The 22,771-nt window shown below is 65.3% G+C and carries 21 protein-coding genes, 2 tRNA genes and 1 other RNA gene; 10 read left to right on the forward strand and 14 right to left on the reverse strand.

Annotated elements, in window-relative coordinates; genetic code table 11:
* Window positions 1-181 precede the first annotated feature (181 nt).
* The 5 genes from C1H84_RS15905 to orn form a co-directional block, all read right to left on the reverse strand.
* A complete protein-coding gene (locus tag C1H84_RS15905; protein ID WP_053797978.1) occupies window positions 182-1,501 on the reverse strand; it encodes a glycosyltransferase family 87 protein in 1,320 nt (439 codons plus the stop codon).
* Window positions 1,488-3,125: a polyprenol phosphomannose-dependent alpha 1,6 mannosyltransferase MptB gene (gene mptB / locus C1H84_RS15910; protein WP_146956149.1), complete on the reverse strand. Its 1,638-nt coding sequence runs from the start codon at window positions 3,123-3,125 to the stop codon at window positions 1,488-1,490. The genes C1H84_RS15905 and mptB (C1H84_RS15910) overlap by 14 nt, the downstream gene beginning before the upstream one ends.
* Window positions 3,071-4,633, reverse strand: a complete 1,563-nt coding sequence (gene mptB / locus C1H84_RS15915; protein ID WP_181728177.1) for a polyprenol phosphomannose-dependent alpha 1,6 mannosyltransferase MptB — start codon at window positions 4,631-4,633, stop codon at window positions 3,071-3,073. The genes mptB (C1H84_RS15910) and mptB (C1H84_RS15915) overlap by 55 nt, the downstream gene beginning before the upstream one ends.
* A 303-nt stretch (window positions 4,634-4,936) precedes the next feature.
* Window positions 4,937-5,012, reverse strand: a tRNA-His gene (locus tag C1H84_RS15920).
* 160 nt (window positions 5,013-5,172) lie between these two features.
* Entirely contained in the window at window positions 5,173-5,784 is a 612-nt protein-coding gene (gene orn, locus C1H84_RS15925) for an oligoribonuclease (RefSeq protein ID WP_082123890.1), read from the reverse strand.
* Window positions 5,785-5,935: 151 nt separating this feature from the next.
* On the opposite strand from orn, the gene C1H84_RS15930 reads away from it, so the two are divergent.
* The 9 genes from C1H84_RS15930 (at window position 5,936) to def (ending at window position 13,767) form a co-directional block, all read left to right on the forward strand.
* Window positions 5,936-6,011 (forward strand) — tRNA-His (locus C1H84_RS15930).
* 312 nt (window positions 6,012-6,323) lie between these two features.
* Window positions 6,324-6,746, forward strand: a complete 423-nt coding sequence (locus C1H84_RS15935; RefSeq protein ID WP_113607952.1) for a hypothetical protein — start codon at window positions 6,324-6,326, stop codon at window positions 6,744-6,746.
* Window positions 6,746-6,976, forward strand: a complete 231-nt coding sequence (locus C1H84_RS15940; protein WP_113607953.1) for a helix-turn-helix transcriptional regulator — start codon at window positions 6,746-6,748, stop codon at window positions 6,974-6,976. The genes C1H84_RS15935 and C1H84_RS15940 overlap by 1 nt, the downstream gene beginning before the upstream one ends.
* Window positions 6,977-7,083: 107 nt before the next feature.
* Window positions 7,084-8,070 carry an NAD(P)-dependent alcohol dehydrogenase gene (locus C1H84_RS15945; RefSeq protein WP_181728178.1) on the forward strand — a complete coding sequence of 329 codons (987 nt, stop codon included), beginning with the start codon at window positions 7,084-7,086 and terminating at the stop codon, window positions 8,068-8,070.
* Window positions 8,071-8,092: 22 nt separating this feature from the next.
* Window positions 8,093-8,485: a DUF2306 domain-containing protein gene (locus C1H84_RS15950; RefSeq protein WP_220124921.1), complete on the forward strand. Its 393-nt coding sequence runs from the start codon at window positions 8,093-8,095 to the stop codon at window positions 8,483-8,485.
* Complete coding sequence (locus C1H84_RS18725) at window positions 8,383-8,607, forward strand: hypothetical protein (RefSeq protein ID WP_425323573.1); 225 nt, start codon at window positions 8,383-8,385, stop codon at window positions 8,605-8,607. Before C1H84_RS15950 ends, C1H84_RS18725 begins: the two co-directional genes overlap by 103 nt.
* Before the next feature lie 252 nt (window positions 8,608-8,859).
* Entirely contained in the window at window positions 8,860-11,571 is a 2,712-nt protein-coding gene (locus C1H84_RS15955) for a LuxR family transcriptional regulator (protein ID WP_220124922.1), read from the forward strand.
* Between the two features lie 448 nt (window positions 11,572-12,019).
* A complete protein-coding gene (locus C1H84_RS15960; protein WP_047119017.1) occupies window positions 12,020-13,168 on the forward strand; it encodes an acyl-CoA dehydrogenase family protein in 1,149 nt (382 codons plus the stop codon).
* A 26-nt stretch (window positions 13,169-13,194) separates the two neighbouring features.
* Window positions 13,195-13,767 (forward strand): peptide deformylase, encoded by a 573-nt coding sequence (def, locus tag C1H84_RS15965; protein ID WP_113607957.1) that lies wholly within the window; start codon window positions 13,195-13,197, stop codon window positions 13,765-13,767.
* Here the strand turns inward: def and C1H84_RS15970 are convergent.
* From C1H84_RS15970 to C1H84_RS16000, 7 genes are all read right to left on the reverse strand, one after another.
* Window positions 13,764-14,807 carry a winged helix DNA-binding domain-containing protein gene (locus tag C1H84_RS15970; RefSeq protein ID WP_113607958.1) on the reverse strand — a complete coding sequence of 348 codons (1,044 nt, stop codon included), beginning with the start codon at window positions 14,805-14,807 and terminating at the stop codon, window positions 13,764-13,766. The genes def and C1H84_RS15970 overlap by 4 nt on opposite strands.
* Before the next feature lie 12 nt (window positions 14,808-14,819).
* Window positions 14,820-15,446: a hypothetical protein gene (locus tag C1H84_RS15975; protein WP_146956151.1), complete on the reverse strand. Its 627-nt coding sequence runs from the start codon at window positions 15,444-15,446 to the stop codon at window positions 14,820-14,822.
* A gap of 55 nt (window positions 15,447-15,501) precedes the next feature.
* Window positions 15,502-15,903: a hypothetical protein gene (locus tag C1H84_RS15980; RefSeq protein WP_113607960.1), complete on the reverse strand. Its 402-nt coding sequence runs from the start codon at window positions 15,901-15,903 to the stop codon at window positions 15,502-15,504.
* A 49-nt stretch (window positions 15,904-15,952) separates the two neighbouring features.
* Window positions 15,953-16,681, reverse strand: coding sequence for a hypothetical protein (locus tag C1H84_RS15985; protein ID WP_113607961.1), 729 nt, complete (start codon window positions 16,679-16,681; stop codon window positions 15,953-15,955).
* Window positions 16,682-16,865: 184 nt separating this feature from the next.
* Window positions 16,866-18,323 (reverse strand): glyceraldehyde-3-phosphate dehydrogenase, encoded by a 1,458-nt coding sequence (locus C1H84_RS15990; protein ID WP_113607999.1) that lies wholly within the window; start codon window positions 18,321-18,323, stop codon window positions 16,866-16,868.
* Window positions 18,324-18,509: 186 nt separating this feature from the next.
* Window positions 18,510-18,866: RNase P RNA component class A (rnpB, locus tag C1H84_RS15995), an RNA gene on the reverse strand.
* Between the two features lie 61 nt (window positions 18,867-18,927).
* Window positions 18,928-20,355, reverse strand: a complete 1,428-nt coding sequence (locus C1H84_RS16000) for a dihydrolipoyl dehydrogenase family protein (protein ID WP_047119010.1) — start codon at window positions 20,353-20,355, stop codon at window positions 18,928-18,930.
* Between the two features lie 146 nt (window positions 20,356-20,501).
* Here C1H84_RS16000 and C1H84_RS16005 point away from each other — a divergent pair, with 146 nt between their 5' ends.
* The gene (locus tag C1H84_RS16005; RefSeq protein ID WP_113607962.1) at window positions 20,502-21,290 is read left to right on the forward strand and encodes a YaaA family protein; all 789 of its coding nucleotides are present in this window, start codon (window positions 20,502-20,504) and stop codon (window positions 21,288-21,290) included.
* A 7-nt stretch (window positions 21,291-21,297) separates the two neighbouring features.
* Here C1H84_RS16005 and C1H84_RS16010 read toward each other — a convergent pair whose 3' ends face one another.
* Together C1H84_RS16010 and C1H84_RS16015 are read right to left on the reverse strand one after the other, a co-directional pair.
* Window positions 21,298-21,690: a VOC family protein gene (locus C1H84_RS16010; RefSeq protein WP_113607963.1), complete on the reverse strand. Its 393-nt coding sequence runs from the start codon at window positions 21,688-21,690 to the stop codon at window positions 21,298-21,300.
* A gap of 10 nt (window positions 21,691-21,700) precedes the next feature.
* Window positions 21,701-22,651 (reverse strand): Nif3-like dinuclear metal center hexameric protein, encoded by a 951-nt coding sequence (locus tag C1H84_RS16015; RefSeq protein WP_082344738.1) that lies wholly within the window; start codon window positions 22,649-22,651, stop codon window positions 21,701-21,703.
* Window positions 22,652-22,771: the final 120 nt, after the last annotated feature.

Genomic DNA, 22,771 nt, shown 5'->3' on the forward strand with positions numbered 1-22,771 from the left:
CCCGGACCTGCTCACCCAGTCCAAATGGGTGCGCGGGAAACCCTGGACCCGGGAGGAACTCGAAGACCCCCTCGAAGACCCCGACCCGTAGCAGCACGTCCTAAGAATTCTCCGGGCAAAAGGAAACCGCCGATTTTCCCTTAAAGGAAAATCGGCGGCATCCGACGTGCTTGCTCAAGTCTCAGCTATTTTTTGCTGCTCCCAGAACGAAGGCATCCTCGGCATTCTCAATCGGCCCGGCCAGCGGATCGTCGGTTCCGTCAGCGCGCACGACATCGCGTTCAGGATTGCGGATATCTCCAACGATCTTGATGCAGATATAGATCAGCATTACCATGTGGGCCAAGATGCCCAGGCCGTACAGGATCTCGATAGTCCAGCTTCCACCGAAGTATCCTCCGTCGGACACTGCCTTGGCGCTCCACAGCCAGACAACCGCCCAGTGGAATACCTCCACCAGCTGCCACACCAGGAATTCGCGCCACTTCGGACGGGCAAGTACGTACAGCGGGATCAGCCACATCACGAACTGCGGCGAGTACACCTTGCCCAGCAGCAGGAAGGCTGCGACGATCAGGAACGCGAGCTGGGCCATGCGCGGGCGGCGCTTGGCGGTCAGCCCGAGGTAGGCGATGCCCAGGCAGGCCAGGCCGAACAGCCCGTTGGACAGCAGCGACATGGTCGAACCCGACATGCCGGTCCCCGCGAAGGCCAACCACATCGAGGAGTTGCCTGCCGGGCGGTCCCCGGAGAACGTGTAGAAACGGCTCCACTCCTCAAAAGCTGTCAGCATGAACGGCACGTTAACTGCCAGCCAGGCAACGACGCCGGACGCCAGCGACACCCAGAAGTGGCGCATGCGCCCCGAGCGCAGGCACAGCACCAGGATCGCCCCGAAGAGGAAGAACGGGTACAGCTTGGCGGCGGCTCCGAGGCCCAGCAGCACGCCAGCCAGCACGATGTGCTTGCGCGAGAAGGCCAGCAGACCCAAGGTGGCGAGCATGACGGCCCACAAGTCCCAGTTCAGCTGGCTGGTGAGGATGATTCCCGGAGCCAGCGCGACCATGATGGCGTCGCGGCTGCGATGCCGGGCGGCGTAGGCGATCGCCACGACGATCACTGCCCAGCAGATGAAGGACAGCGCGGAGTTCAGGTCGAAGTACGCCAGCTGGCGCTCCGGGGAGAACCCGATGCCGGGGATCATCATCGCGGTCACGCCGGCGACGATGGCCAGCAGCACCGGGTATTCCAGTGCCTGCTCCGGCGGCAGTCCGGTGAAGTACGGGAACAGCTTGTCTGCCATGCCGCGGGTGCCGAAGAGCTGGGTGAAGTCCGAATAGCACATGTGCAGGTGCTGCTCGGCCGCAGGCCAGGCGTTCACGCGGCACCACTGCTTGGTCAGCACCGCGACGACGGCGCCGACCGCGGTCAGGACCAGCAGCCATAGGATCACCGGACGCGTCGCCTCGCGGGCGTTGAACAGGGTCTTAACCGGTTGCATCACGGTCCTGTTGCCTCGTTTCTTCTGGATTGGGAATACGTAGGAATTTGCGGGTCCGCGGGCTGAGCCGGCGTCCCAGGTGGCCGAACAGCGGCGCGGTCTTCGGGTCGATGAACACCATGTAGGCCACGCAGAGCAGGCCGACCAGGGCGGCGAAGATCCGCATCCACAGCAGGGAGAACCACTGCGCCACCGAGAGCTGGTCGACGACGCCGGCGATCGCCAGCACCAGGCACAGCACGTAGAGCAGGCGCTCCTGACCGACGCTGAACTTCTTGCCCAGCGCGAAGAACGGGATCAGCCACAGCAGGTACCAGGGCTGGATGATCGGGGCCAGCAGCACGCTGGCCGCCAGCGCGTAGCCCGAGTAGAGCAGCGGATTTCCCGACGGCTTGCGCAGCGCCAGCCACGCGATGACGGCCATGCTGACCACCTTGAAGATCGCGTAGACCACGCCGGCCACGGTGCTGATGCTCCCGCCGAACAACGATCCGATCCAGCCGACCAGCAGGCCGAGCAGACCCACCGGCGCATACGGGAACGCAGCGTCTCCAGAGCTGGCCATGCCGCTGATCCAGCCGAACCACAGTCCGGTGGCGGCGCCCAGGGCGGCGAGGATCGCGGTGGTGAGCACGGTGATCCACAGCCAGACGCGCACCTTGGAACGCAGCCGGGCCTCGGGCTTGAGCATCGCCAGGCCCAGGAAGGGTAGCGCCAGCAGCATCACCGGCTTGATCGCGATCGACAGCGCCATGGCGATGGTTCCCAGCACGCGGCGCTTGCGGTAAACCAGCAGGAACGCCAGCAGCACGCCGCCGAGCATCAGTCCGTCGTTGTGCACGCCGCCGACCATGTTCATCAGGAACAGCGGGTTCACCACGGAGACCCACAGCGTCCAGGACGGATCGCCGCCGAGCTTGAGCGCCAGCCGCGGAATCGCGTAGATGCACAGCGCGACGCCTGCCACCGCGACCAGCCGCATCATGACCACGCCGTACTCGGGGACTCCCCCGGAGACGAAGTAGGCCAGCCGTGCGTACATCAGGAACAACGGGCCATAGGGCGAGGAGGATTCGGCCCACAGCGAGTCCGCGCCCTGGGCGAACCAGCCCGGAAGCTGGGAGACCCAGTTCTCGTAGGGCGAGAGCCCGGAATGCATGAGCCGCCCCTGCCCGAGGTACGAGTACACGTCCTGCGAGAGGATCGGGAAGGAGAACAGCATCGGCGCGGACCAGGTCCAGGCCGCCCGGCGCATCAGCCCAAGCGCCTGCGCACCCAGTGACCTGGTCGTCTGGCGCAGTCGCAGCCAGGCGCGGAACATCAGCACGGTGCCGACGGCCAGCAGCAGGGTGCAGATGATGACGCCGACGGTTTCGGCGCGCAGCGGGAGCACCAGCGGGGATCGGGCAAGCACGGATTCCTGGGCGTAGGGCAGCCAGCCCACACCCCAGGAACCGCAGGAGACCATGACCGAGGCCAGCAACCCCTGGAGAATCGGCCCCTTAGAGTCCTGCAGGCCCGGTCGCCGCGGTCCGGCCGCGGACTGTTGGTTTTCGCGGTGGATCGGGACTACGATGGCGCGACCTCGCCCTTCTTGGGGCCGCCCCGGAACACCCTCAGCCATTGCTTGGAGGGCACCAGTCCGGTGAAGAGCGTACGGGTGCGCGGATCAAGGTAGGCCAGGTAGAACATCGCGACCCAGGAGATGCCGGTGGACAGGTGCTTGACCCACGGGTCGAGGTCTCCGAGGAACTGCCAGATGAACAGCTGGTCGGCGGCGCCGAAGGCGATGAAGAATGCGGTGGTGAAGTACACCCAGACGATCTGCCAGTCGTCGCGGATGCCGGTCACGGCGAAGAACGGCAGCAGCCACAGCAGGTACCATGGCTGCACGATCGGCGAGAGCACCACCAGCGCGGTGAAGGCCAGCGCCATGCGCTGCACCAGGTGCGATGGCTTGCCCTTGAAGATCAGCACGAGCACCAGCACCACCGAGAGCAGGCGCCCGCCGACCTTCAGCACCGGGAGGATCCAGTTGGTGGGCAGCGAGAAGGCCTCGAAGATCCCGGAGAGTAGCGCATTCAGGGCGCCGACGGGGGCGAACAGCACCGACCCGGTGCCGGTGCCCAGCATGACCTTCAGCCAGCCGATGCCGTAGCCGTTGGCCAGCCCGACGGCCAGCATGATCGCGGCGAACAGCGCCAGCGTGTAGCACCAGTAGAGGATCTTGCGCGGCCACTTCGCGTCGGTTCCGGCCCACAGCAGGCCGATGAACGGCAGCAGCACCATGGTGATCGGCTTGATGCCGATGGAAGCCGTCATCAGAACCACCGCGAGGATGCCGCGGCGGGTGGCGGCGTAGTAGGTTGCCGCCACGGCCAGGCCTACCATCACGGCGTCGTTGTGCGCGGAGGCGACGAAGCTGATCAGGAACAGCGGGTTGGCGACGGTGATCCATGCGGCCTTCGCCCCGGAGACGTGGTGCAGGGCCGCGAGCTTCGGCACGTAGATCAGGCACAGGATCACCCCGGCGAAGGCGATCAGGCGGAAGAGCAGCACCGAGAGGTCGGGGCTGAAGCCGACGGCGCGGAACACCCAGTATTCAAGCAGCAGGAACAGCGGGCCGTACGGGGTTTCGTCCTGCGCCCAGGTGATGTCGGTGCCCAGCTGGAACCAGTTGTTCAGCGAGGAGATGCCGGTGACATACGGGTCCTGCCCGGCGTCGACCAGGCGGCCCTGGCCGATGTAGGCGAAGACGTCTCGGGAGAAGATTGGCAGCGCCAGCAGCATCGGCGCCGACCAGATCCAGACGGCTTTCTTGACCGCCTTCAGCGATTCCGGGCCCCAGCCCGCGTGGATCTGCCCCAGCCGCAGCCAGGCACGGAAGAGGATCCAGCAGCCCAGGGTCAGCACCACGGTGGAGGTAATGACGCCGGCGTATTCGGTGCGGATGGCGATCAGCAGCGGATTGCGGTTCATCGGAGAGACGCTGGCCAGCCAGCCGACACCGAAGGATCCCAGGGCGATCATGACCGAGCCGACCAGCCCTTGCCACAGCGGGTCGAATCTCGCGCGGCGGGCGGTCGCCGACGGGGCGTCTGCCGCTGGCCGCGCGGCGGATTCCTTCCGCATATCTGGCGCCATCTTTTCCCTTTCGCCGTCCTCGAACCGCTCGGGGCGGCGGTTTGCCGCGTGTACTTTGCGCATGTCAGCAGGCCGAATCGGACCCCCTTGCGAACTTCTCCCACGGCCGGGCGTTGGACGCCCAAAATTACCAAAGAATCAAGCGAAACTCTAGCATGCAGGGCTGCGCCAACCCTGAACGACAGCCCGCATGCGAAGCGAATCACACCATTGGATTTCCGGCGCCGCGTGGCACCGGCGGGGAATGAAAATCACCCGGCCGGAAACAGTGTTTCCGACCGGGTGATCGTTTGGGGTGAGTAACGGGGTTTGAACCCGCGACCTTCTGGACCACAACCAGACGCTCTACCGACTGAGCTATACCCACCATGTTCGCTTTCATACCAAGTCAAAACGCTTTTGCGTGGTGACCCCGCATTCGGCAACGAGAAATACTATACACACATTCTCCCGGTGCTGGCCAATTGCGAACGCCCCCGGCGGCTGTGGGTTGCATCACCCGCCGCCGGGGCGCCGTCGATTGACTCCTAGGAAGGGTTCGACTTGATCTCGGCGGCGATCCCCGCGGCTACTGCCGAGGTCGGACCCGGCGCTGGAACCATGACCGCGGCGCGGTAATAGCGCAGCTCGTCGATCGAGTCCTTGATATCGCCCAGGGCGCGGTGGTTGCCGTCCTTGGCCGGGGCCGAATAGTAGGCCTTGGGATACCAGCGGCGGCTGAGTTCCTTGATCGTGGACACGTCGACGATGCGGTAGTGAAGGTGCTCGATCACCTCAGGCATATCGCGCACCAGGAAGGTTTTGTCGGTGCCGACAGAGTTGCCTGCCAGCAGGGCGGTCTTCGGCTCCGGGGCGTAGGCGCGGATGTAGTCCATGACAATGGCGGTGGCCTCGGACATGGTCATGCCGCCGTCGAGCTCCTCGAGCAGGCCGCTATTGATGTGCATGTTGCGGACGAAGTCGCCCATCTGCTCCAAGGCCTGGGGCTCGGGCTTGATCACGACGGATACCCCGTCGCCCAGGACATTCAGTTCGGAGTCGGTCACCAGGACGGCGACCTCAATCAATGCGTCGTTTTCCAGGCTGAGCCCGGTCATTTCACAATCGATCCACACAAGTTTTTCTGCAGAAGTAGGCATGAACTCAAATTTACCCCACCTAAAAATGCCATGTTCGGCACCGGAAAACGTGAATTGGCGTTTCCTCAAAGTTTCGGTGTATAGTAATTCTCGTTGCCAAGGACTTCGGTTGAAACGCAATCGCGTTGTGACTAGGTTCAAAGTGAACATGGTGGGTATAGCTCAGTCGGTAGAGCGTCTGGTTGTGGTCCAGAAGGTCGCGGGTTCAAACCCCGTTACTCACCCCAATATCGAGGTGCGAACCTTCGACTGTTGACGCAGTCGAGGTTCGCACCTCGTTTTCATTCCGGACATTTCACCCATCAATATTCCGCAGCATTCCGTCGGTCCGGCTGGTCGCCTTTTGCCGAGCACGACAATCATCGAACGACGCTCCTGATTCGCCGGGCCAGCCAGCTCATTGGCGCTTAGCCACCCCAAGCTTGACCCCGGCGGACGTCTACAGTTTTTCGAACTCTGAATCATGTAGAAATTCTTGACACACGTGCTCCCCGGTCCTGCGGTTGTGATGTAAAAAATTATTTACATCTGGAGATGTCATGACATTCACAGAACGGTATACCTGGGCGGGGCTCATCCTCAGCATCGCTACCTTCGCCGCATACTGGATCGTCATCGTCATCCGCGCGGCCTCGGACGGGCTTCCCTTCGCCGAGGTCGCTTGGCAGGGTCCGATGCTCTGGGCCCTCATTCTCGGCGGCGGTCTTTACGCGCTGGCCATGCTCGTATTGTGGATACGTGTTCGCGGCGAGGCGCATACCGACGCCCGCGACCACGAGATCGAACGCTACGCGGCCACCGCAGGCAGCGGCCTCACGGGGGTCGCCGTGCTGGCGACGCTTGTCATGCTGGCCCTGGCCGCGCCGCTTTTCTGGACTGCCACGGTGCTGTTCGCCGGATCCTTCCTCGGCTCCGTCGTGAGCACGGGCGTCACGCTGTCCGCCTACCGCAGGGGGTTCTAGTGGGCGGCTCCAAACCCACCAAGGTCACCAACTGCATCCGCGATCTGCGCACGGAGCTCGGGCTCACCCAGGCCGGCCCGGCAGCCACGCTCGGCGTCTCGCGCCAGACCGTCATCGCCATCGAACAGGGACGCCACTCGCCCTCGCTCGAAATGGCATTCCAAATCGCGCAGTCACTGCGCGTCCCGCTCGACGAGGTCTTCTCCTACCAGGGGGACGACGCGTTCTGACCCGCCGATGCCTAGCGCCGCTCAACGCTAGCTCCCTGGCGTCCCACCGCCCAAGGACCATGCCCGCGCCACGGAGCCTGGGCCTCCCATACCCTTTTGGAGTTCCCATGCGTGCACTACTGCAGCCCGTCTACGGCGAGGCCCACACCCTGACGATGGGCGACGTGCCCGTCCCCGAGCCGGCCAGGGGCCAGGTGCTGGTCCGGGTGGCCGCCGCCTCGGTCAACGCGGCCGACGTTTTCCTCATGCGCGGCGTGCCCCGCATGGTGCGGCCGGGCCACGGGCTGAAGCGCCCGGCCCGGCGCAGGCTCGGCCTTGACCTGGCGGGTGTGGTGGCCGGCGTCGGCCCCGGGGTCATTCGCTGGAAGCCGGGCGACCCGGTGTTCGGGCAGGGCCTCGCCACCCTCGCCGACTGCGCCCTGGCCAGGGAGCACCAGCTCGCACCGCTTCCCGACGCGATATCCCCGGAACATGCCGCGGCCGTTCCAGTTGCGGGTACCACCGCGCTGCGCGCCGTCGACGTCGCGCGGGTGGCCCCGGGCCAGCGGGTTGTGGTGACCGGAGCGGCCGGCGGGGTCGGCCAGTTCACCGCGCAGCTGGCGGCGCTGCGCGGCGCGGAAGTCATCGCGGTGTGCTCCGGGCGAAACATCGAGCGGGTGCGGTCGCTGGGGATCGAGCACGTCCTGGACTACGAAACCACGAGCCCGCTGGACACGCCGATTCCCTACGACGCAGTGATCGACAACGCGGGCGCCGTGCGCATCCGCGACTGGCGCCGCGTCGTGGCGCCCGGCGGGTCCATCCTCCCCAACAGCGGAGTTCCCGGGCCTGACGGCGGCGCCCTGATGCGCGTGTTCAAGGCCCAGTGGTACGGGCTCATCGCTTCGCAGCGGGTGCGCGTCTTCACGGGGAAGGTCACCGCGCCGGCGCTCACCGAGCTGGGCGTGCTGCTCGCCGCGCAACGCATCTCTCCGCTGCTGGACACTATCTACCCGCTGGAGCAGGCACCGCAGGCGCTGGCCGCGGCGGGCACCCACCACGCACGGGGCAAAATCGTCATCTCCATCTCGCCGCTGGAAAGACACGCGTCATGAGTAGGCGGAGCTTGTCGGCGGGATGGTGTTCTGCGGGCTCGGCGCGTTCCAATTCCTGCGCGGGCTGCGCGACCGGCATCCGCGGTACCACCGGATCGCGGGCCGGATCGTGCTTCCAGCCGGGTTGGCGATGGCGTTGAGCGGACTGTGGATGACGCAGATGTACGACTTCGTGCCCGAGCAGAGCTGGCCGGTGCGCGCGGTGCGCCTCCTGTTCGGATCGGCCACCGCCGTCGGCCTGGTGCTGGCGCTGGCGGCGATGCCGCCGAGGACCTTCAAGCCAGCGTGGCCCCGATCCTGCTCGCCTGGGCCATTCGCGAGGGCCGGACCATCGCCATCCCGAAAGCCTCAACAATTGCGCATGTTGAAGAAAATGCAGCGGCAGCCGCGTTGGAGCTCACAAGCCGCCATTTAGAGGCCATTGACCCTGCGTTCCCCACCTGTGCGGGAAACACCGTTGGAAATGTTATGGGTGCTAATCCGAAGGTTCGAGAAACTCATTTGAGTCAGTTGACGACAACTTTTCGAGAACATTGAATTTGGATTAATTTCACGCAAATCGAGCTTTTTTGGAATGTTACGAAGAAAAGCCTTATTGTTTCGAACATGTGAGGAATTTCAGCTTCTGGTTCGTGCACGGCTTTGCCGCTATGAACTTCTGAGTTTTGCGCGCGTATTTTCGCCAACTGTCGAATAACCGGAAAATCCTAGCCGTTGACCGGGACATTATTGCTAGTAAAGTCGCTACTGAATACCCTCAAAACTACTTGGGTTGCGAGGCAATGCTACTTGACCGGCTCAACCTGGGAGTTTGATATTAGTAGGATGACTGGCTTCCATATTGAGCGCCGAGACATACTGCCTTCCCGTGTCAAAGCGCTGTACACGGCACTCGAAGCAGCACGCACCGGCGGTCCGATATTCATCATCGGGGACGTCGGGTCTGGACGCACGACGTTTTCGCTGCAGCTGATGGATCGCATTGAATCCAATTTCATTTGGATTGTCGGTTCCAAAGCGCTGAGCTCCGTTCCCTTTTCCACGTTGAGCGTCCTCGCGACCCAACTGCCCAACGGATCCACAGGCACGTCGCCCACGGAGCTGGTCACGGGCATCGGCCGAGCCACGAGCGAACGCACCCAGTGGATTTTCCTGGACCAGGCGGAATACGTGGATCAGCAAAGCGCCGCTGTCCTCAAGCAGTTCGCTACCGCCGGAAACATTCGCCTGGTGGTCGCCACGGCGGCAGTACGTTCGCTGCCCTCGGAGCTGCGCTCCCTGATTTCCTCCCCGAGTTTCATGCGCATAGAACTTGCGCCCCTCTCCTACGACGACGCGAACCTGATACTCTCCGAGATCCTCGGCGGCGCCGTCAATTCGAGCGCAGTCACTTCGCTGCTGGAATTCTCCGGCGGACATGCGCTGCATCTGCGTGAGCTGGCCCTTGATGCCCAGTCCACCGGGGCGCTGACCAAGCAGCAGGACTACTGGACGCTCAACAGGGCCTGGACACCGCATGGGAAACGCACCACGGACCTGATCAACGCCCGCTTGAGCGACCAGCCGGAAAACGTCAGGGAGACCCTGGAACTCCTGGCGGTCACGGGTCCGGTCACTCTGCCGGTGGCCCGCAAACTCATGGGCCAGTCAATCTATGATGCCATCGACGCCGACTTGGTCCGCCTCGACCTCGTTTCGGAGAACCCCATTACCGGCGAGCGCACGGAGCGCGTCCGGCTGGGGGCGGGGCTCTCCTCGCAACTGGTTTTCAGCAGTTTCGATTCGTCCACGCTGCGCCGGCATATCAAGACCATCGAGGAGAAGCTGTCCTGGGAACTTTTCGACTCGGCCTCGCGCAGCCGGTTCACCAGGCATCGGCTGGAGATGGGGCTGACCGTTCCGATTCGCGAGCTGCTCTTTGATGTCGAGCAGTCAACCAGCGCGCGGCAGTTCTCGCAGGTGATCGCGTTGACCGATTTGCTGGACCAGCAGCGAGTCGACTCCCCCGACCAGCTGGAATCGTTGCTGATTGCCCGCGCGGATGCGTTGTATGAGCTTGGCAAGCCGGAGGCCGCATTGGCCTTGCTGCAGGAGCACCTGCCAACGGGTTCGCCGGAGATCCGCTTTGTCGCCGCCAAGATCGCTTATGCAAGTCTAGGGCGGCTCGCAGTGGCTGAGCAGATCCTGGAACCCCGCCCGGGCGATCCGCCAGGCGTTGCCGCGTATCTGCTACTGATCCGCTCGCGGGCCAATAAGGTTGTTGATATCGCGTCCTTGCGCGAATATGCGTCGATGCCCGAGCTGCGCAGTGAAGGTCGGGCGGCATGCCTGGCCCATGTGCTGATCGAGAAGTCCTACGCCGGGTTGGCCGAGGAGGCGATGGCCGAGTACGTCCGGATTTCGTCCTCGCCGGAGTGGAAGACGTGGCCTGCCTCGGTTCGGTCCGAACTGGTCTTCGCGTTCCCGACGATCGCGTTCGCGCTGGGGATGAATCCTGCGCAGTTTGCCCAGTTGACGGTAGGTGACGATCTCAAGGAGGCGAACGCCGATCACGGGAACGTCATGGTGAGCATCGGCATGGGCTATCTGGAGTCCGGGTTGGCTTCGCAGGCCTTGGCTGCGTTGGAGCAGGCCATCGGCTTGCTGTCGGTGGGCGACCCGTATTTGGTCAAGGGGTTTGCAGCGGCGTTTGCCGCGTATGCCGCCTCCCTGCTGGGCGACCGGTCCAAGGCGTCGTACTACCTGGACATGTCGCGTGCTCAGCCCGAGGTTTCGGGTCAGATCCTGCGCCCGATCGCCGAGCGTTCGCTCCTGTCGGTGGTTTTGGATCTTGAAGGCGAGCAGGCCGCTGAGGAGTATCTGCACAAGCTGCTTGCTGAGGCCGAAGGATTCGGCCGGAAGAACCTGGTGATGCGCCTGCTGCTCGAAGCGTGGCAGTGCGGGCTGGTGGCCGATGCTTCACGCCTGTCGGAAGCTGCGTTGCAGGTGCAGGGGCCGCTGGCGGCGACGCTGGCGGGGTATCAAGCGGCGCTTGAGGATCCGGCGGAGCTGAATGTGGGACAGCTTGTGCAGGCCCATGTCGATGGAGGGCAGCTACTGCTGGCTGCCCAGCTGGCGGCGAGCGCCGCGGAGCGTGCTCGGGTTTTGGGTCGGCGCACGGTGGCCACTCATCTGCTGGGGCTTTCGGTCGAAATCGCCCAGCCGCTGGAACAGGTTAATACGCCGGCACTGGGTCGGGCGCGTGTTGATGAAGCGCTGTTGACGGCTCGTGAATTTGCAACGTGCGTGCGTGCCGCATCGGGGGCGAGCAATCACGAGATCTCCCAGGAGCTGTTTTTGTCCCCGCGTACGGTGGAGGGACACCTGCAGCGCTCGTATGCGAAATTGGGTATCACGGACCGTCGGCAACTGCTGGCGGAGCCTGTCGCGACGGATGATGAAGTGCTCCCGGCCACAGAGCATACTCTAGCCCTACCTATTTCCGAGCGATGGCCTACCTAGTCGTCTGGTTTTGTTCCTTAAATGTCCATACTTACGCATATGATGATTCTTGTTCGATCAACCTATGCGATGGGTTCTTGGGGGAATCACAGTAGTTGATGGAGCGGATCACGGGATTTTCGATTGCAATCACTCGCAATGAGCGCATATGACTCCCACCGATACAGACCGGTGCCAGCATCATTGATGCTGGCACCTTGTCGTTAAGCTTTGTGACGCCATGCCACGCTCCATATTCGAAGCTATGTTCGAATCGGTGGTTTGAAGGTGTCTAAACCCGCGTTTTTCGAGACTTATTGCTTCAAACATGACGTAGGCAACAGAGTTTCGGTCGTAAATAGGCGCATGTCAATGGGTGAGACCATAATGGGAGTGAACAGTTCGTCAGGTCATTGCACGTGGCCTGCCCCGAACCAGCCCCTCGCCCCCGTCCGAAAGGCGTCTCTCCGTGAAACGCGCGCTCTTTGAAGAAGACCACGAACAGTTCCGCGAACTTGCCGTTGAGTTCAACGCCCGGCAGATCGCCGGTAAGTATGCGCAATGGGAAAAAGAACACCAGATTCCCCGCGAGGTGTGGCAGTCCGCCGGGGAGAACGGATTGCTCGGTCTCGCGGTGCCGGAAGAGTTCGGCGGCATGGGCATCGACGACTACCGCTTCCGCGTCGTGCTTGATGAGGAGTTCGTCCGTTCGGGGCACCTTGCGGTGGCATTGGCCCTGCACCTGCATGACGACCTCGTGCTCCCCTACCTGCTGGCCTACGGGTCGCAGGACCTGAAGCAGCGCTGGCTTCCGCGGTTCGTGGACGGATCCACGATCACCTCCTGCGCCTTCACCGAGCCGGGTGCCGGGTCGGATCTGCGAGGGGTGCGCACCAAGGCTGTGCGCGACGGGGACGACTGGCTGGTCAGCGGCCAGAAGACCTTCATCGGCAACGGCGCCTACGGCGATGCGGCAGTGGTGCTGGCCCGCACGGACGGGCAGACCGCGCGGGCCGGGGAGGATTCGTTCACCCTGTTCATGGTCGAGCGTTCCGAGGGCTACTCGAACGGGCAGCCATTCGACAAGATGGGCCTGCGCGCTTCCGACACCGCAGAGCTGTTCTTCGACGAGGTGCGCGTTTCCGACGCCGATCGCATCGGCGAGGTCGGCCAGGGGCTCGCATACGTCAAGGAGCAGCTGCCGCAGGCGCGCCTGGCGATCGCAGTAGCGGCCAGCGCCATCTGCACCGCCGCATTCGACCAGGCCCTGGCCCATGCCGGCGAGCGCTCCGCCTTCGGCCAGGCGCTGACCGGCTTCCAGAACACCCGCTTCGAGCTGGCGGACCTGAAGACTGAGGCGCATGTCACCCAGGCCTTCGTCGATCGCGCGGTCCTCGCGTTCAACGAGGGAGAGCTCGACGCGCAGGAGGCGGCCGAGGTGAAGCTTTGGGCTAGTGAAAGCGCGAAAAAACTCACCGACAAGGCGCTGCAGATCCATGGCGGGTACGGCTACATCATGGAGTACCCGATCGCGCAGTCGTTCACCGCATCCCGCTTGCTGACCATTTTCGGTGGCACAAGTGAGATCATGCGTGAAACTATTGGACGAGCACTCTAAGCACTTTTTGGAAAGGAACTGATCACGTGCCAATTCGGCAGATCACCGTCTACGGGGAACCCGTCCTGCACAAGCGCGCCGTGGAGGTGACGCAGTTCGACGACGAGCTTCGCCACCTGGTGGCGGACATGCACACCACCATGGATGCCGCGCACGGCGTAGGCCTGGCCGCTCCGCAGATCGGCCTGGGGCTGCGCATGTTCACCTACGTCTACGCGGACCAGGACGATGCCCAGGAGCGCGGCGTGGTGATCAACCCGAAGCTGACCCTGTCCAAGGTGTCCCAGGGTGTTCCCGACGCCGAGGACGATTCCGAGGGCTGCCTGTCGGTGCCGGGGCTGGATTTCCCGCTCAAGCGCGCCGACTACGCCAAGGTGGAGGGCTTCGACGAGTTCGGCAATCCGATCTCCTTCGAGGCGCACGGCTGGTTCGCCCGCATCATGCAGCACGAGTACGACCACCTGGACGGCCTGCTGTACGTGGACAAGTTGCAGCCGCGCTGGGAGAAGCGCTGGAAGAAGGCCAAGAAGTCCCTCGGCTGGGGCGTGCCGGGCAATACCTGGCTTCCGGGCACCGATGCGGACCCGTTCGGCCACTAGGCCCTGAACTCCAGATACCGCTGATGCAGCGCCGCACCGAGTCGATCGGTCGGCGCTGTTTGCGCGTTCCACGGCCTTTCGGCCTTGCCCGAACGCAGCCAGAAGGGCTTGACCATGCCGTTGCTGCCCGGGCCGATCTGCGCGCGCAGCCGCTCGTCGGCGACCAGCGAGCGGTCCGCGTAGGACAGGTAGTACTCGTCGAAGTGCCCCAGCAGGCGCAGCGGAAGCCTGGAGGGAAGATCCGCCGCCAGCGCCGGGCAGGCGAAGAGCAGGTAGAGCTCCTCGCCGCGGGTGTCCCGCCCCACGCAGAGCAGCTCTGAACCCAGCTCGGCGGCCGCCGTCTTGAGCTGCGTGAGCGTCTGCCCGGTATACCAGGCGGCATCCCTGATGCTGGCAGGTCCATGGCCCGCCAGATAGCGCCTGAGCAGCTCCTGCAGCGGCTGGGCGGGCTGGAGGTCCGGTGCGGCCAGGCGATCAAGCAGGATGAAGTCCTGGCCGGCGAGCCCCGCGCCCTCGGGAACCGGCCCCAGGCACAGCAGACCCTCCATGACCAGGCACATAAGCAGGTGCACCCCGCGTTGCGCGGAGGTCTGGATTCCGCGCTCGTTGAGCATGTCGAACAGGCCGGCACGGCTCGCGTGGCCCCGCTCTTCCAGGTGGGCGGCGATCAACGTCCCGGCGGCGTCGATGTCGCCCGCGGTGATCTGCAGTTCGCGCAGGCGCGAGCCCATGGCCTTGAGCGTGCGCTGGCGTGTGGCCCGCACCAGCCACCGCACGTCGGCGGCGGCGCAGATATGCAACGTGCCGCGCATGGTCCAGGAGCGCACCAGTTCCCCCGAGGCGAACAGCGCGTCAATGCGCGCCCTGCCGATGCCCTTTCCCGAACGCTGGGCGAGCGCGTAGCGCCCGGCGGCCAGGTCCTGGGATTGGAGCGCCAGCATGCGTTCCGCGGCCGCGGGGATGGAGCCGGCAGGTTCCAGCAGCAGCTGGTTCGCCATGCGCAGCTGAAGGATGCGCCGCGGCGGCAGGTGCTCGGTCATCGAGATCGCATCCTATGCCAACCGCGTGCGGATCCACTCGGCGAGCGCCTGCCTGAGCAGGGACCAGCTGGCGGCGATGTCGAAGGAGGTCACCAGGTGCGAATCGCTGAGTTTGTGCATGCAGTACCCGGCCCAAGGCACCACCGTGAGATCCGTCAGCCCACGCTCCCACGCGGCGACCAGCACCGGTTCCACCTGGGGGCCGCGCAGCACCGGGTCGAGGTCGATACCCAGCAAGGGATCGAACATTTGTTCCCATTGCTCGAATGCGGTGAGGTCGATCCCCTCGCGTCCGTACTGCGCGGTCCAGGCATCGTTGTCGGTGGCGCGGCTCGCTGCCGTGGTGAGGGCCGCGAGTCCGGGGACGCGATGGGCGCCGTGCGCCTTCACGCCCCAGGCGTTCGACCAGGTGCGAATCCACCGCCGCTCCCACAGGATCCGTGCGGCTTCATCCGGCATGGCGGAGGACCCCGTTTCGGGAACCGGGTTCAGCTCGGGCAGGGCGAGGTCTTCAGCGAGGCCCCAGGCGTGCCGGATGAACAGCAGCATCCGGATCGGCTGCCCGTGGTCGTCCATGGCCAGCGACATGTCCGCAGGCCACGAACTCTGGCGCAGGGCCGGGTTCGTTGATCGCATCATGCCCCGAGCTTGGCACAGGACGCCTCCACTGGCAACAGATTTCCGGCCGCCGGGACTATGTCAGGCTCCACCGGTTCCGGCCCAGGCTCCAACGCCGCCCCTCCAGATCGATATGCACCGTGGTCTTTGCTCCCGGACGCAGAAAGCGCCGGCGTTGTTCAATGCGCGCCTCGCCGCGAAGATAGACCCGCAGCGCGCGGCAGAGCCTGCCGAGGTCGAAGTCCGCGTCGGATTCGTCATCCAGCAGCGCGCAGTGGACGCCGAGCTCCGGTATGAATGCCTCCAGCCAGACGCCGTCGAGACGGATGAATGCGGTGCAGCTCGGATCCGCGGTGCTGCCGACGAGCACCGAATACCGCGGCGGGTTCTCGCGCAGGTCGGTTTCCAGGACGCTGAAGCCCTCGGCGAAGGTCGCCGCGACGACGCGATCCAGCCGCGTGGTGAGCTCGTTTGGCATGCCACCAGCCTACCTCCGCCTCCGACGCAGCCTCGAGTATTCCGGCGGGTCAGGGATTCGGCACCCGGGAGACGCGGCGTCCGATCTGCCATCGCTGCCCGTCAGCCTCAACGTGGACTACCGGAGTCGTCCCGGAGCGGAACAGCCGGCACAGGCGGTGCAGCTCGGCTTCCTTGCCGGCCTCGTTGTCGTCATCGTCAACAATGCCCGTCCGCACATCGTGGTCCGGGAAATCGACGTCCAAGCGGATCAGGTCGATCCTGATCACCGCGGCGAGACCGGTCCCGCAGTTGCGCACCAGCACCGAGTATTGCGGCGGGTTCTCCCGGGAGGCGTCCTCGACCACGATGAAACCCCGGCCGAACACCTCCCCGGTGACCCGGCACAGCATGGATTTCAGCTCGATCGGCATTTCCAGAGTGTACAGCGGGCTTGCGGCCCTCCGAACCCCGTTGCCCGCGGTGCGCAACAAATAGAACAACCCCATGGCCATGCAGATGCCCAGCGTCAGATAGGCAGAGAGCAGTGCGGCCGCCGCGGCCAGCACGTAGATGGGCATCGATACCAGGCCGCGAAGCAGGATCGAGCGTGTCTGCCGGGCATCGAGCGTTTCGCGCAGCAGGTGCGGCCGCCGCTTGGGCAGATGGTATTGCAGGGCGAAAAAGACCACGGGGGTCAGCAGGAACGATCCGGCGTGGATCACGGCTGCCAGCACCCCGTCGGAAAAAGCCTCGACGCGTCCAGTCCCGCTCAGCTCGGCGCGGTGTCCCGGTGCCATGGCAGCCCCCTTGCCGCATTTCTTGCCCCGATGGGTTGCGACTCTACTCCTTGGCGGCCTCCGCGGAGCCGCCGGCACCGGATTTCCCGCGCGGGACGCGTCCGAAGGACGCCAAAGGGGCCGCACCCCGCGTGCCGAAGCACGGGTGTGCGGCCCCTTGGTGGAGCGTATCGCTGCGAAGAGACTAGGCGGTGACTGCCTGGGCCTTCACTGCAGGCACCGCTGCCGGGTGGGTTCCGGCCATGGTCTCGATGACGCGGACAACCTGGCAGGAGTAGCCGAACTCGTTGTCGTACCAGACGTAGACGACGGCGTTCTTGCCGGTGGCGATGGTCGCGAGGCCGTCGACGATGCCGGCGCGGCGCGAGCCGACGAAGTCGGTGGAGACGACGTCAGGCGAGTCGATGTAGTCGATCTGCTTGTGCAGCTCGGCGCCCAGCGAGGTTTCGCGCAGGTAGTTGTTCAGCTCGTCCTTGTCGGTGGCGGTCTCCAGGTTGAGGTTCAGGATCGCCATGGAGACATCCGGGGTAGGAACGCGGATGGCGTTGCCGGTCAGCTTGCCTTCCAGCTCCGGCAGGGCCTTCGAGACGGCCTTGGCGGCACCGGTTTCGGTGATCACCATGTTCAGGACCGCCGAGCGGCCGCGGCGCTCGCCCTTGTGGAAGTTGTCGATCAGGTTCTGGTCGTTGGTGAACGAGTGAACGGTCTCGACGTGGCCGTGGATGACGCCGAACTTGTCGTTCAGGGCCTTCAGGACCGGGGTGATGGCGTTGGTGGTGCACGATGCGGCGGAGACGATCTTGTCATCGGCGGTGATGTCGGAATCGTTGATGCCGTGCACGATGTTCTTCAGGCTGCCCTTGCCCGGTGCGGTCAGCAGCACGCGGGCAACGCCCTTGGACTGCAGGTGCTGGGACAGGCCTGCCTCGTCGCGCCAGCGGCCGGTGTTGTCGACGACGATGGCGTTGTCGATGCCGTAGGCGGTGTAGTCGATGGTGGCCGGGTCGTTCGAGTAGATGACCTGGATCAGGGTGCCGTTGGCGAGGATGGTGTTGTTTTCCTCGTCCACGGTGATGGTGCCGTCGAAGCGGCCGTGTACCGAGTCGCGGCGCAGCAGCGAGGCGCGCTTGATGATGTCGTCATCCGAGCCCTTGCGCACGACGATGGCGCGCAGGCGCAGGCCGTAGCCGCCGCGCTCGATGAGGATGCGGGCCAGCAGGCGGCCGATGCGGCCGAAGCCGTACAGGACCACGTCGGTTGGCTCTGCGTCGGTGGCGCCGGCCTGGCCGACCTTGGCGCCCAGCTCAGCGGAGACGAATTCGGTCAGGTCGGCGGAGCCGGACTCGACGAACTTCTTGTTCAGGCGGCCGAGGTCGACGGAAACCGAACCAACGTTCAGGGTTTCAATGACATCGAGAATTGCCTTGGTGGCATTCAGGTCCAGCTCTTCACCGTCGATGCGGCGCACCACGCGGTGGGCCTTGATGATATCGATGGCGGACTGGTTGATCAGCTTGCGGCCGTAGATGGAGGTCACCACATTGTTCTTGCGGTAGAGACGTCCGATCAGTGGAATCATGGCCTCGGCGAGCTCTTCGCGCCCGCTCCATTCTTCCTGGGCAACGACAGACTGCTGGGTCACAGAGAATCCTTCCAAATCAGCCGGCTTGCAGATCCATAAAGCCGGTTGGCACCGAGAGAAGCACCATTGCTTTTGCGGTGGTGCGGGGTAACAGGATCATCCCCGCAAGTACGTTTTCCATTCTAGTCGGTGCACGGAGTTTCCACAGGCTTGCGCCTGTGAATCATCTCACCGTTCTGGAGTGTGCGAATGGGATGGCCGATACGCCGGGTTTTGTCCCGCCGAAGCGGTGACGGTCATCTATCTACGACTGCCGTTGCCGACAGCCTCTAGCGGTCCACCCGACTGCATGGGGCGAACAGCCCTCGTAACGCAGTCTGTCTGACCTTGCTCCGAGTGGGGTTTACCGAGCCATCCCGGTCACCCGGGATGCTGGTGGTCTCTTACACCACCGTTTCACCCTTACCAGGAGAACCTGGCGGTCTATTTTCTGTGGCACTGGCCTGCGGGTTACCCCGAGTGGGCGTTACCCACCACCCTGTTCTGTGGAGCCCGGACGTTCCTCGGGACAATTGCTTGCCACGCGACCGTCTGGCCATCCCATTCACCACTAGTCTAGTACCTTTGCGAACAACATCGTGTCCAGTGCCGCCGGCGAACTGGCTCACACGGGCTGCGGGTAGAAGTAGTCCTCCAGCAGCCGCAGCCAGATCTCGCTGATGGTCGGATAGGCGGGCACCGCGTGCCACAGGCGTTCCATCGGCACCTGCCCGGCGATCGCGATGGTGGCGGCGTGCAGCAGCTCGGCGACGTCCTGGCCCACGAAGGTCGCGCCGAGGATCACCGAGCGGGCCTTGTCGACGATAAGCGTCGCCCGGCCGGAATACCCGCTGGCATGCAGGCTGGCCCCGGCCACCGACCCCAGGTCGTGCTCGATGACCACGATGTCCAGGCCTTGGCTGCGCGCCTGCTTTGCGGTCAGCCCGACGGCTGCGACCTGCGGATCGCTGAACACCACCCGCGGCACGGCGCCGTGGTCGGCGGTCGCTGCCTGGGCGCCCCAGGGATCGTCGGCCAGCGGTTTCCCGGTGAGCCGGGCGGCGATCGCCCTTCCGGCGGCGCGGGCCTGGTACTTGCCCTGGTGGGTGAGCAGGGCGCGGGAATTCACGTCGCCCACCGCATACAGCCAATCGGTGCCGGGAACGAGCAGCGTGTCGTCGACCTCGCGTAGGGCCTCGGGCTGGATGCCGAGTTCCTCCAGGCCCAGATCGGCGGTGTTGGGTTTCCTGCCGGTGGACACCAGCAGTTCCTCGGCCTGCAGCACGGCGCCGTCCTCCAGCTGGACGCTGACCACGCCGTCGGGGCCGCGGTCCACGCGTGCCGGGGTGGCGCCCTCGCGCACGTCGACACCCCTGGCCTGCAGCGCCCGGGCCACCAGGTCCCCGGCATGGGGTTCCTCGGAGCCCAGCAGCCGGCCGCGGGCCAGCACCGTGACCTGGGCGCCAAGCGAACCATAGGCGAAGGCCATTTCGGTTCCCGCCACGCCGCCGCCGATGACGATCAGCCGGGCCGGGACCTGCTGGGCCGAGGTGGCCTCGCGGGTGCCCCAAGGCTCGGCGTCGGCCAGCCCGTCGATGGGCGGCAGCGCCGGGGCGGAACCGGTGGCCAGCACGACCGCGCGGGCGGTGTAGGCCTGCTCCCCCACCTGGACCGTGCGTTCCCCTGCCAGCCGGCCGTGGCCGCGCAGCAGCGTGATGCCCGCCGATTCCAGCCACTTGACCTGGCCGTCGTCTTTCCAGCCGCTGGTGAAGGCGTCGCGCCGGGCCAGCACGGCGGGCGCGTCGAGCGAACCGGTCAGCGCCTGCTGCGCGCCGGGCAGCCGCCGGGCCGCATCCAGCGCCTGGCCGCTGCGCAGCAGCGCCTTGGAGGGCATGCACGCCCAGTACGAGCATTCGCCGCCGACCAGTTCGGATTCGACGATGGCCGCCGACAGCCCGGCCCTGGCCGCGTAGTCGGCGGCGTTCTCCCCGGCGGGCCCGGCGCCGATCACTATGAGATCGAAGTCTGCCGCGGTCTTCGCTGGATCCTGCATGGTCCCTCCTCGTCCACCGGGCGGCGCACCCGCCCCTGGGGCCTCAGCCTAGTGAGCCCGGGGCGTTGGGGATAGGGGCGCAGGCGGATGCCCAGCCGGCGGCTGCTTGGCGGGAAGTCGGCCGTCGTGGCGATAAGCTGGAGAGCGTGCTTATTTTGCTGCCGCCTTCAGAAGGCAAGACCGCCCACGCCGCCGGAACCCCGTTCGAGCTGACGGAGCTCTCGTTCCCCGAACTGAACGCGGACCGCGAGCTGGTGATTTCGGCGCTGTCGGAGGTTTCCTCGCGCGATGACGCGCTGGAACTGCTCGGGGTCGGGGCCTCGCTGGCCAACGAGGTCACCCGCAATATCAAGCTGCACACCGAGCCGGCGGCCCGCGCGCACGACATCTACTCAGGGGTCCTGTTCGAGGCCCTGGGTTATGCAAGCCTGGATGAGGCCTCGCAGCGGCGCGCCGACGCCTCGGTGGTGGTGGTCTCTGCCTTGTGGGGCGCGGTGCGATTCGGCGACCGAATCCCGCCGTACCGGCTGTCGATGTCGGTCAAGCTCGAGCCGCTGGGCAAGCTGGCCAGCTGGTGGAAAAAGCGCATGAGCGCGGTGCTCGACCAGGCGGCCGAGGGGCAGCTGGTCGTCGACGCCCGCTCCAGCACCTATGCGGCGGCATACAAGCCTGCCGCCGGGAACACCGTGGCGGTCAACGTCTTCCAGCTGCGCAACGGCAACCCCAAGGTGGTCTCGCACTTCGCCAAGCACACCCGCGGCGAGGTCGCCCGATTCCTGGTGCAGCAGTCCCAGGCGCCCACCACGGCGCAGGAGCTGCTGGAACTGGCCTCCACCAAGTGGGAGGCGAGCCTTATCGAGGACAAGAAGGGCACGGCGCTGAACATCCTGCTTCCGGAGGACCACCAGTTCACCACCGTGAACAAGGTGGCCTGAGCGCGGCTCAGCTGCCGGGCGCAGAAGCGACCAGCTCGACTTCGAATCCCGCTTCGTCCGCCAGGTAGGCGGCATAGTGCTGCCGCCCGCCGGCATACGGGTGGCGGTCGGCGAACAACAGGGTGAAGCCGTGGGCCAGCGCGTCGGCGGCCAACGCCTCGACCTGCTGGGGGCTTCCTGCCTGGAAGGCCAGGTGGTTCAGCCCGGCCCGGGTGCGCTCGTGGGCGCCGGGCACCACGTCGGGCCCGGATTCCAGCACGATGTAGAAATCCCCGTGGCGGTAGCTGACCCCGGCATTCCAGCGCGATTCCAGCTCGAATCCCAGGTGCAGCAAGAGCCAGCCCAGCGACTTCTCGCTGGTTTCCAGGTCCTGGACCCACAGCTCCAGATGATGCAGCATCGGCGTCCCCTTAAGGGGTGAGGATGAAGTCCCAAGGGTCGGAATTGACTTGGGAAACCTCGATCTCGACCTCGTGGCCCAGATCCCGCAGCACGTTGCCCAGGGCCTTGGCCGCGGAGGACAGCCACACCCACTCGGAGGCGAAGTGCGAGACGTCGATCAGGTACGGGAAGCCCGACCCGGCGGCTTCGCGCGCCTCGCTGGCCGGGTGGTGGCGCAGGTCGGCGGTGACGTAGACATCTGCCTGGTGCGAACGCACCGCATCGAACAGCGAATCCCCGGCCCCGGAGCACAGCGCGACCTTGCGCACCAGCCCGGTGCGGTCGCCGGCCACGCGGATGCCGCCGGCCACGGCCGGCAGCACGGTGTAGACGCGTTCGGCGAAGTCCTCCAGCTTCATCGGCTTGTCTAGGAAGCCGACCCGGCCCAGCCCTTCCTCGGGCAGTCCGTCCTTGGATTCGACCAGCGGCACGCAGTCCTTGAGCCCGAAGGCGTCGGCCAGGGCGTCGTTGACCCCGCCCACGGCGCTGTCGGCATTGGTGTGCGCGGTCAGCAAGGCGGTGCCGGTCTCGATGAGCCGGTGGATCGCCTCGCCCTTGAAGTTGGTGCCGGCCACCTGGGTGACCCCGCGCAGCAGCAGCGGGTGGTGGGTGATCAGCAGGTCGGCGCCGCGGGCGATCGCGTCCTCGATGACGGCGAGGGTCGGGTCCACGGCCAGCACGACCTTGGACACCGGCGCGCCGGTGCGCCCTGCCACCAGTCCGACAGCATCCCAGTCCTCGGCCAGGGACTGCGGCCAGAGTTCTTCGGCTGCCTCCAGGACGTTGCCCAGGGTCGCAGCGCCGGCGCTGGTGCGCGCCTGCTGGTCCGCCGGCTCCTCGGCAACGGGCTTGAGCGCAGGAGGCGCCACCGCGGCATCTTGAGGCTGGGGTTCGTGCGAGTTGTTTGCCTTGCTCTGCATATGCCAAGCCTACGCGCTGGAACCGGCGATGGAACAGAATGCAACGCCGCGACGTTGGGATGTGTGTGAGTACTCTGAGCATTCAATCGCCCCATCATTTCACTGCCAGCCTGGACGTCG

The sequence above is a fragment of the Glutamicibacter soli genome, from assembly GCF_003309065.1.
GTDB classification, from domain to species: Bacteria; Actinomycetota; Actinomycetes; order Actinomycetales; family Micrococcaceae; genus Glutamicibacter; species Glutamicibacter soli.

What these genes read in the sequence shown, in the direction of transcription:
- C1H84_RS15980 (WP_113607960.1), bottom strand. Translation starts at nt 15,903, where the DNA reads ATGCCAAACGAGCTCACCACGCGGCTGGATCGCGTCGTCGCGGCGACC.
- C1H84_RS16015 (WP_082344738.1), bottom strand. Translation starts at nt 22,651, where the DNA reads ATGCAGAGCAAGGCAAACAACTCGCACGAACCCCAGCCTCAAGATGCC.
- C1H84_RS15905 (WP_053797978.1), bottom strand. Translation starts at nt 1,501, where the DNA reads ATGCAACCGGTTAAGACCCTGTTCAACGCCCGCGAGGCGACGCGTCCG.
- C1H84_RS15970 (WP_113607958.1), bottom strand. Translation starts at nt 14,807, where the DNA reads ATGACCGAGCACCTGCCGCCGCGGCGCATCCTTCAGCTGCGCATGGCG.
- C1H84_RS15935 (WP_113607952.1), top strand. Translation starts at nt 6,324, where the DNA reads ATGACATTCACAGAACGGTATACCTGGGCGGGGCTCATCCTCAGCATC.
- C1H84_RS15975 (WP_146956151.1), bottom strand. Translation starts at nt 15,446, where the DNA reads ATGATGCGATCAACGAACCCGGCCCTGCGCCAGAGTTCGTGGCCTGCG.
- mptB (WP_146956149.1), bottom strand. Translation starts at nt 3,125, where the DNA reads ATGGCTGAGGGTGTTCCGGGGCGGCCCCAAGAAGGGCGAGGTCGCGCC.
- C1H84_RS15945 (WP_181728178.1), top strand. Translation starts at nt 7,084, where the DNA reads ATGCGTGCACTACTGCAGCCCGTCTACGGCGAGGCCCACACCCTGACG.
- C1H84_RS16000 (WP_047119010.1), bottom strand. Translation starts at nt 20,355, where the DNA reads ATGCAGGATCCAGCGAAGACCGCGGCAGACTTCGATCTCATAGTGATC.
- mptB (WP_181728177.1), bottom strand. Translation starts at nt 4,633, where the DNA reads ATGCGGAAGGAATCCGCCGCGCGGCCAGCGGCAGACGCCCCGTCGGCG.
- orn (WP_082123890.1), bottom strand. Translation starts at nt 5,784, where the DNA reads ATGCCTACTTCTGCAGAAAAACTTGTGTGGATCGATTGTGAAATGACC.
- C1H84_RS16010 (WP_113607963.1), bottom strand. Translation starts at nt 21,690, where the DNA reads ATGCTGCATCATCTGGAGCTGTGGGTCCAGGACCTGGAAACCAGCGAG.
- C1H84_RS15985 (WP_113607961.1), bottom strand. Translation starts at nt 16,681, where the DNA reads ATGGCACCGGGACACCGCGCCGAGCTGAGCGGGACTGGACGCGTCGAG.
- C1H84_RS15950 (WP_220124921.1), top strand. Translation starts at nt 8,093, where the DNA reads ATGGTGTTCTGCGGGCTCGGCGCGTTCCAATTCCTGCGCGGGCTGCGC.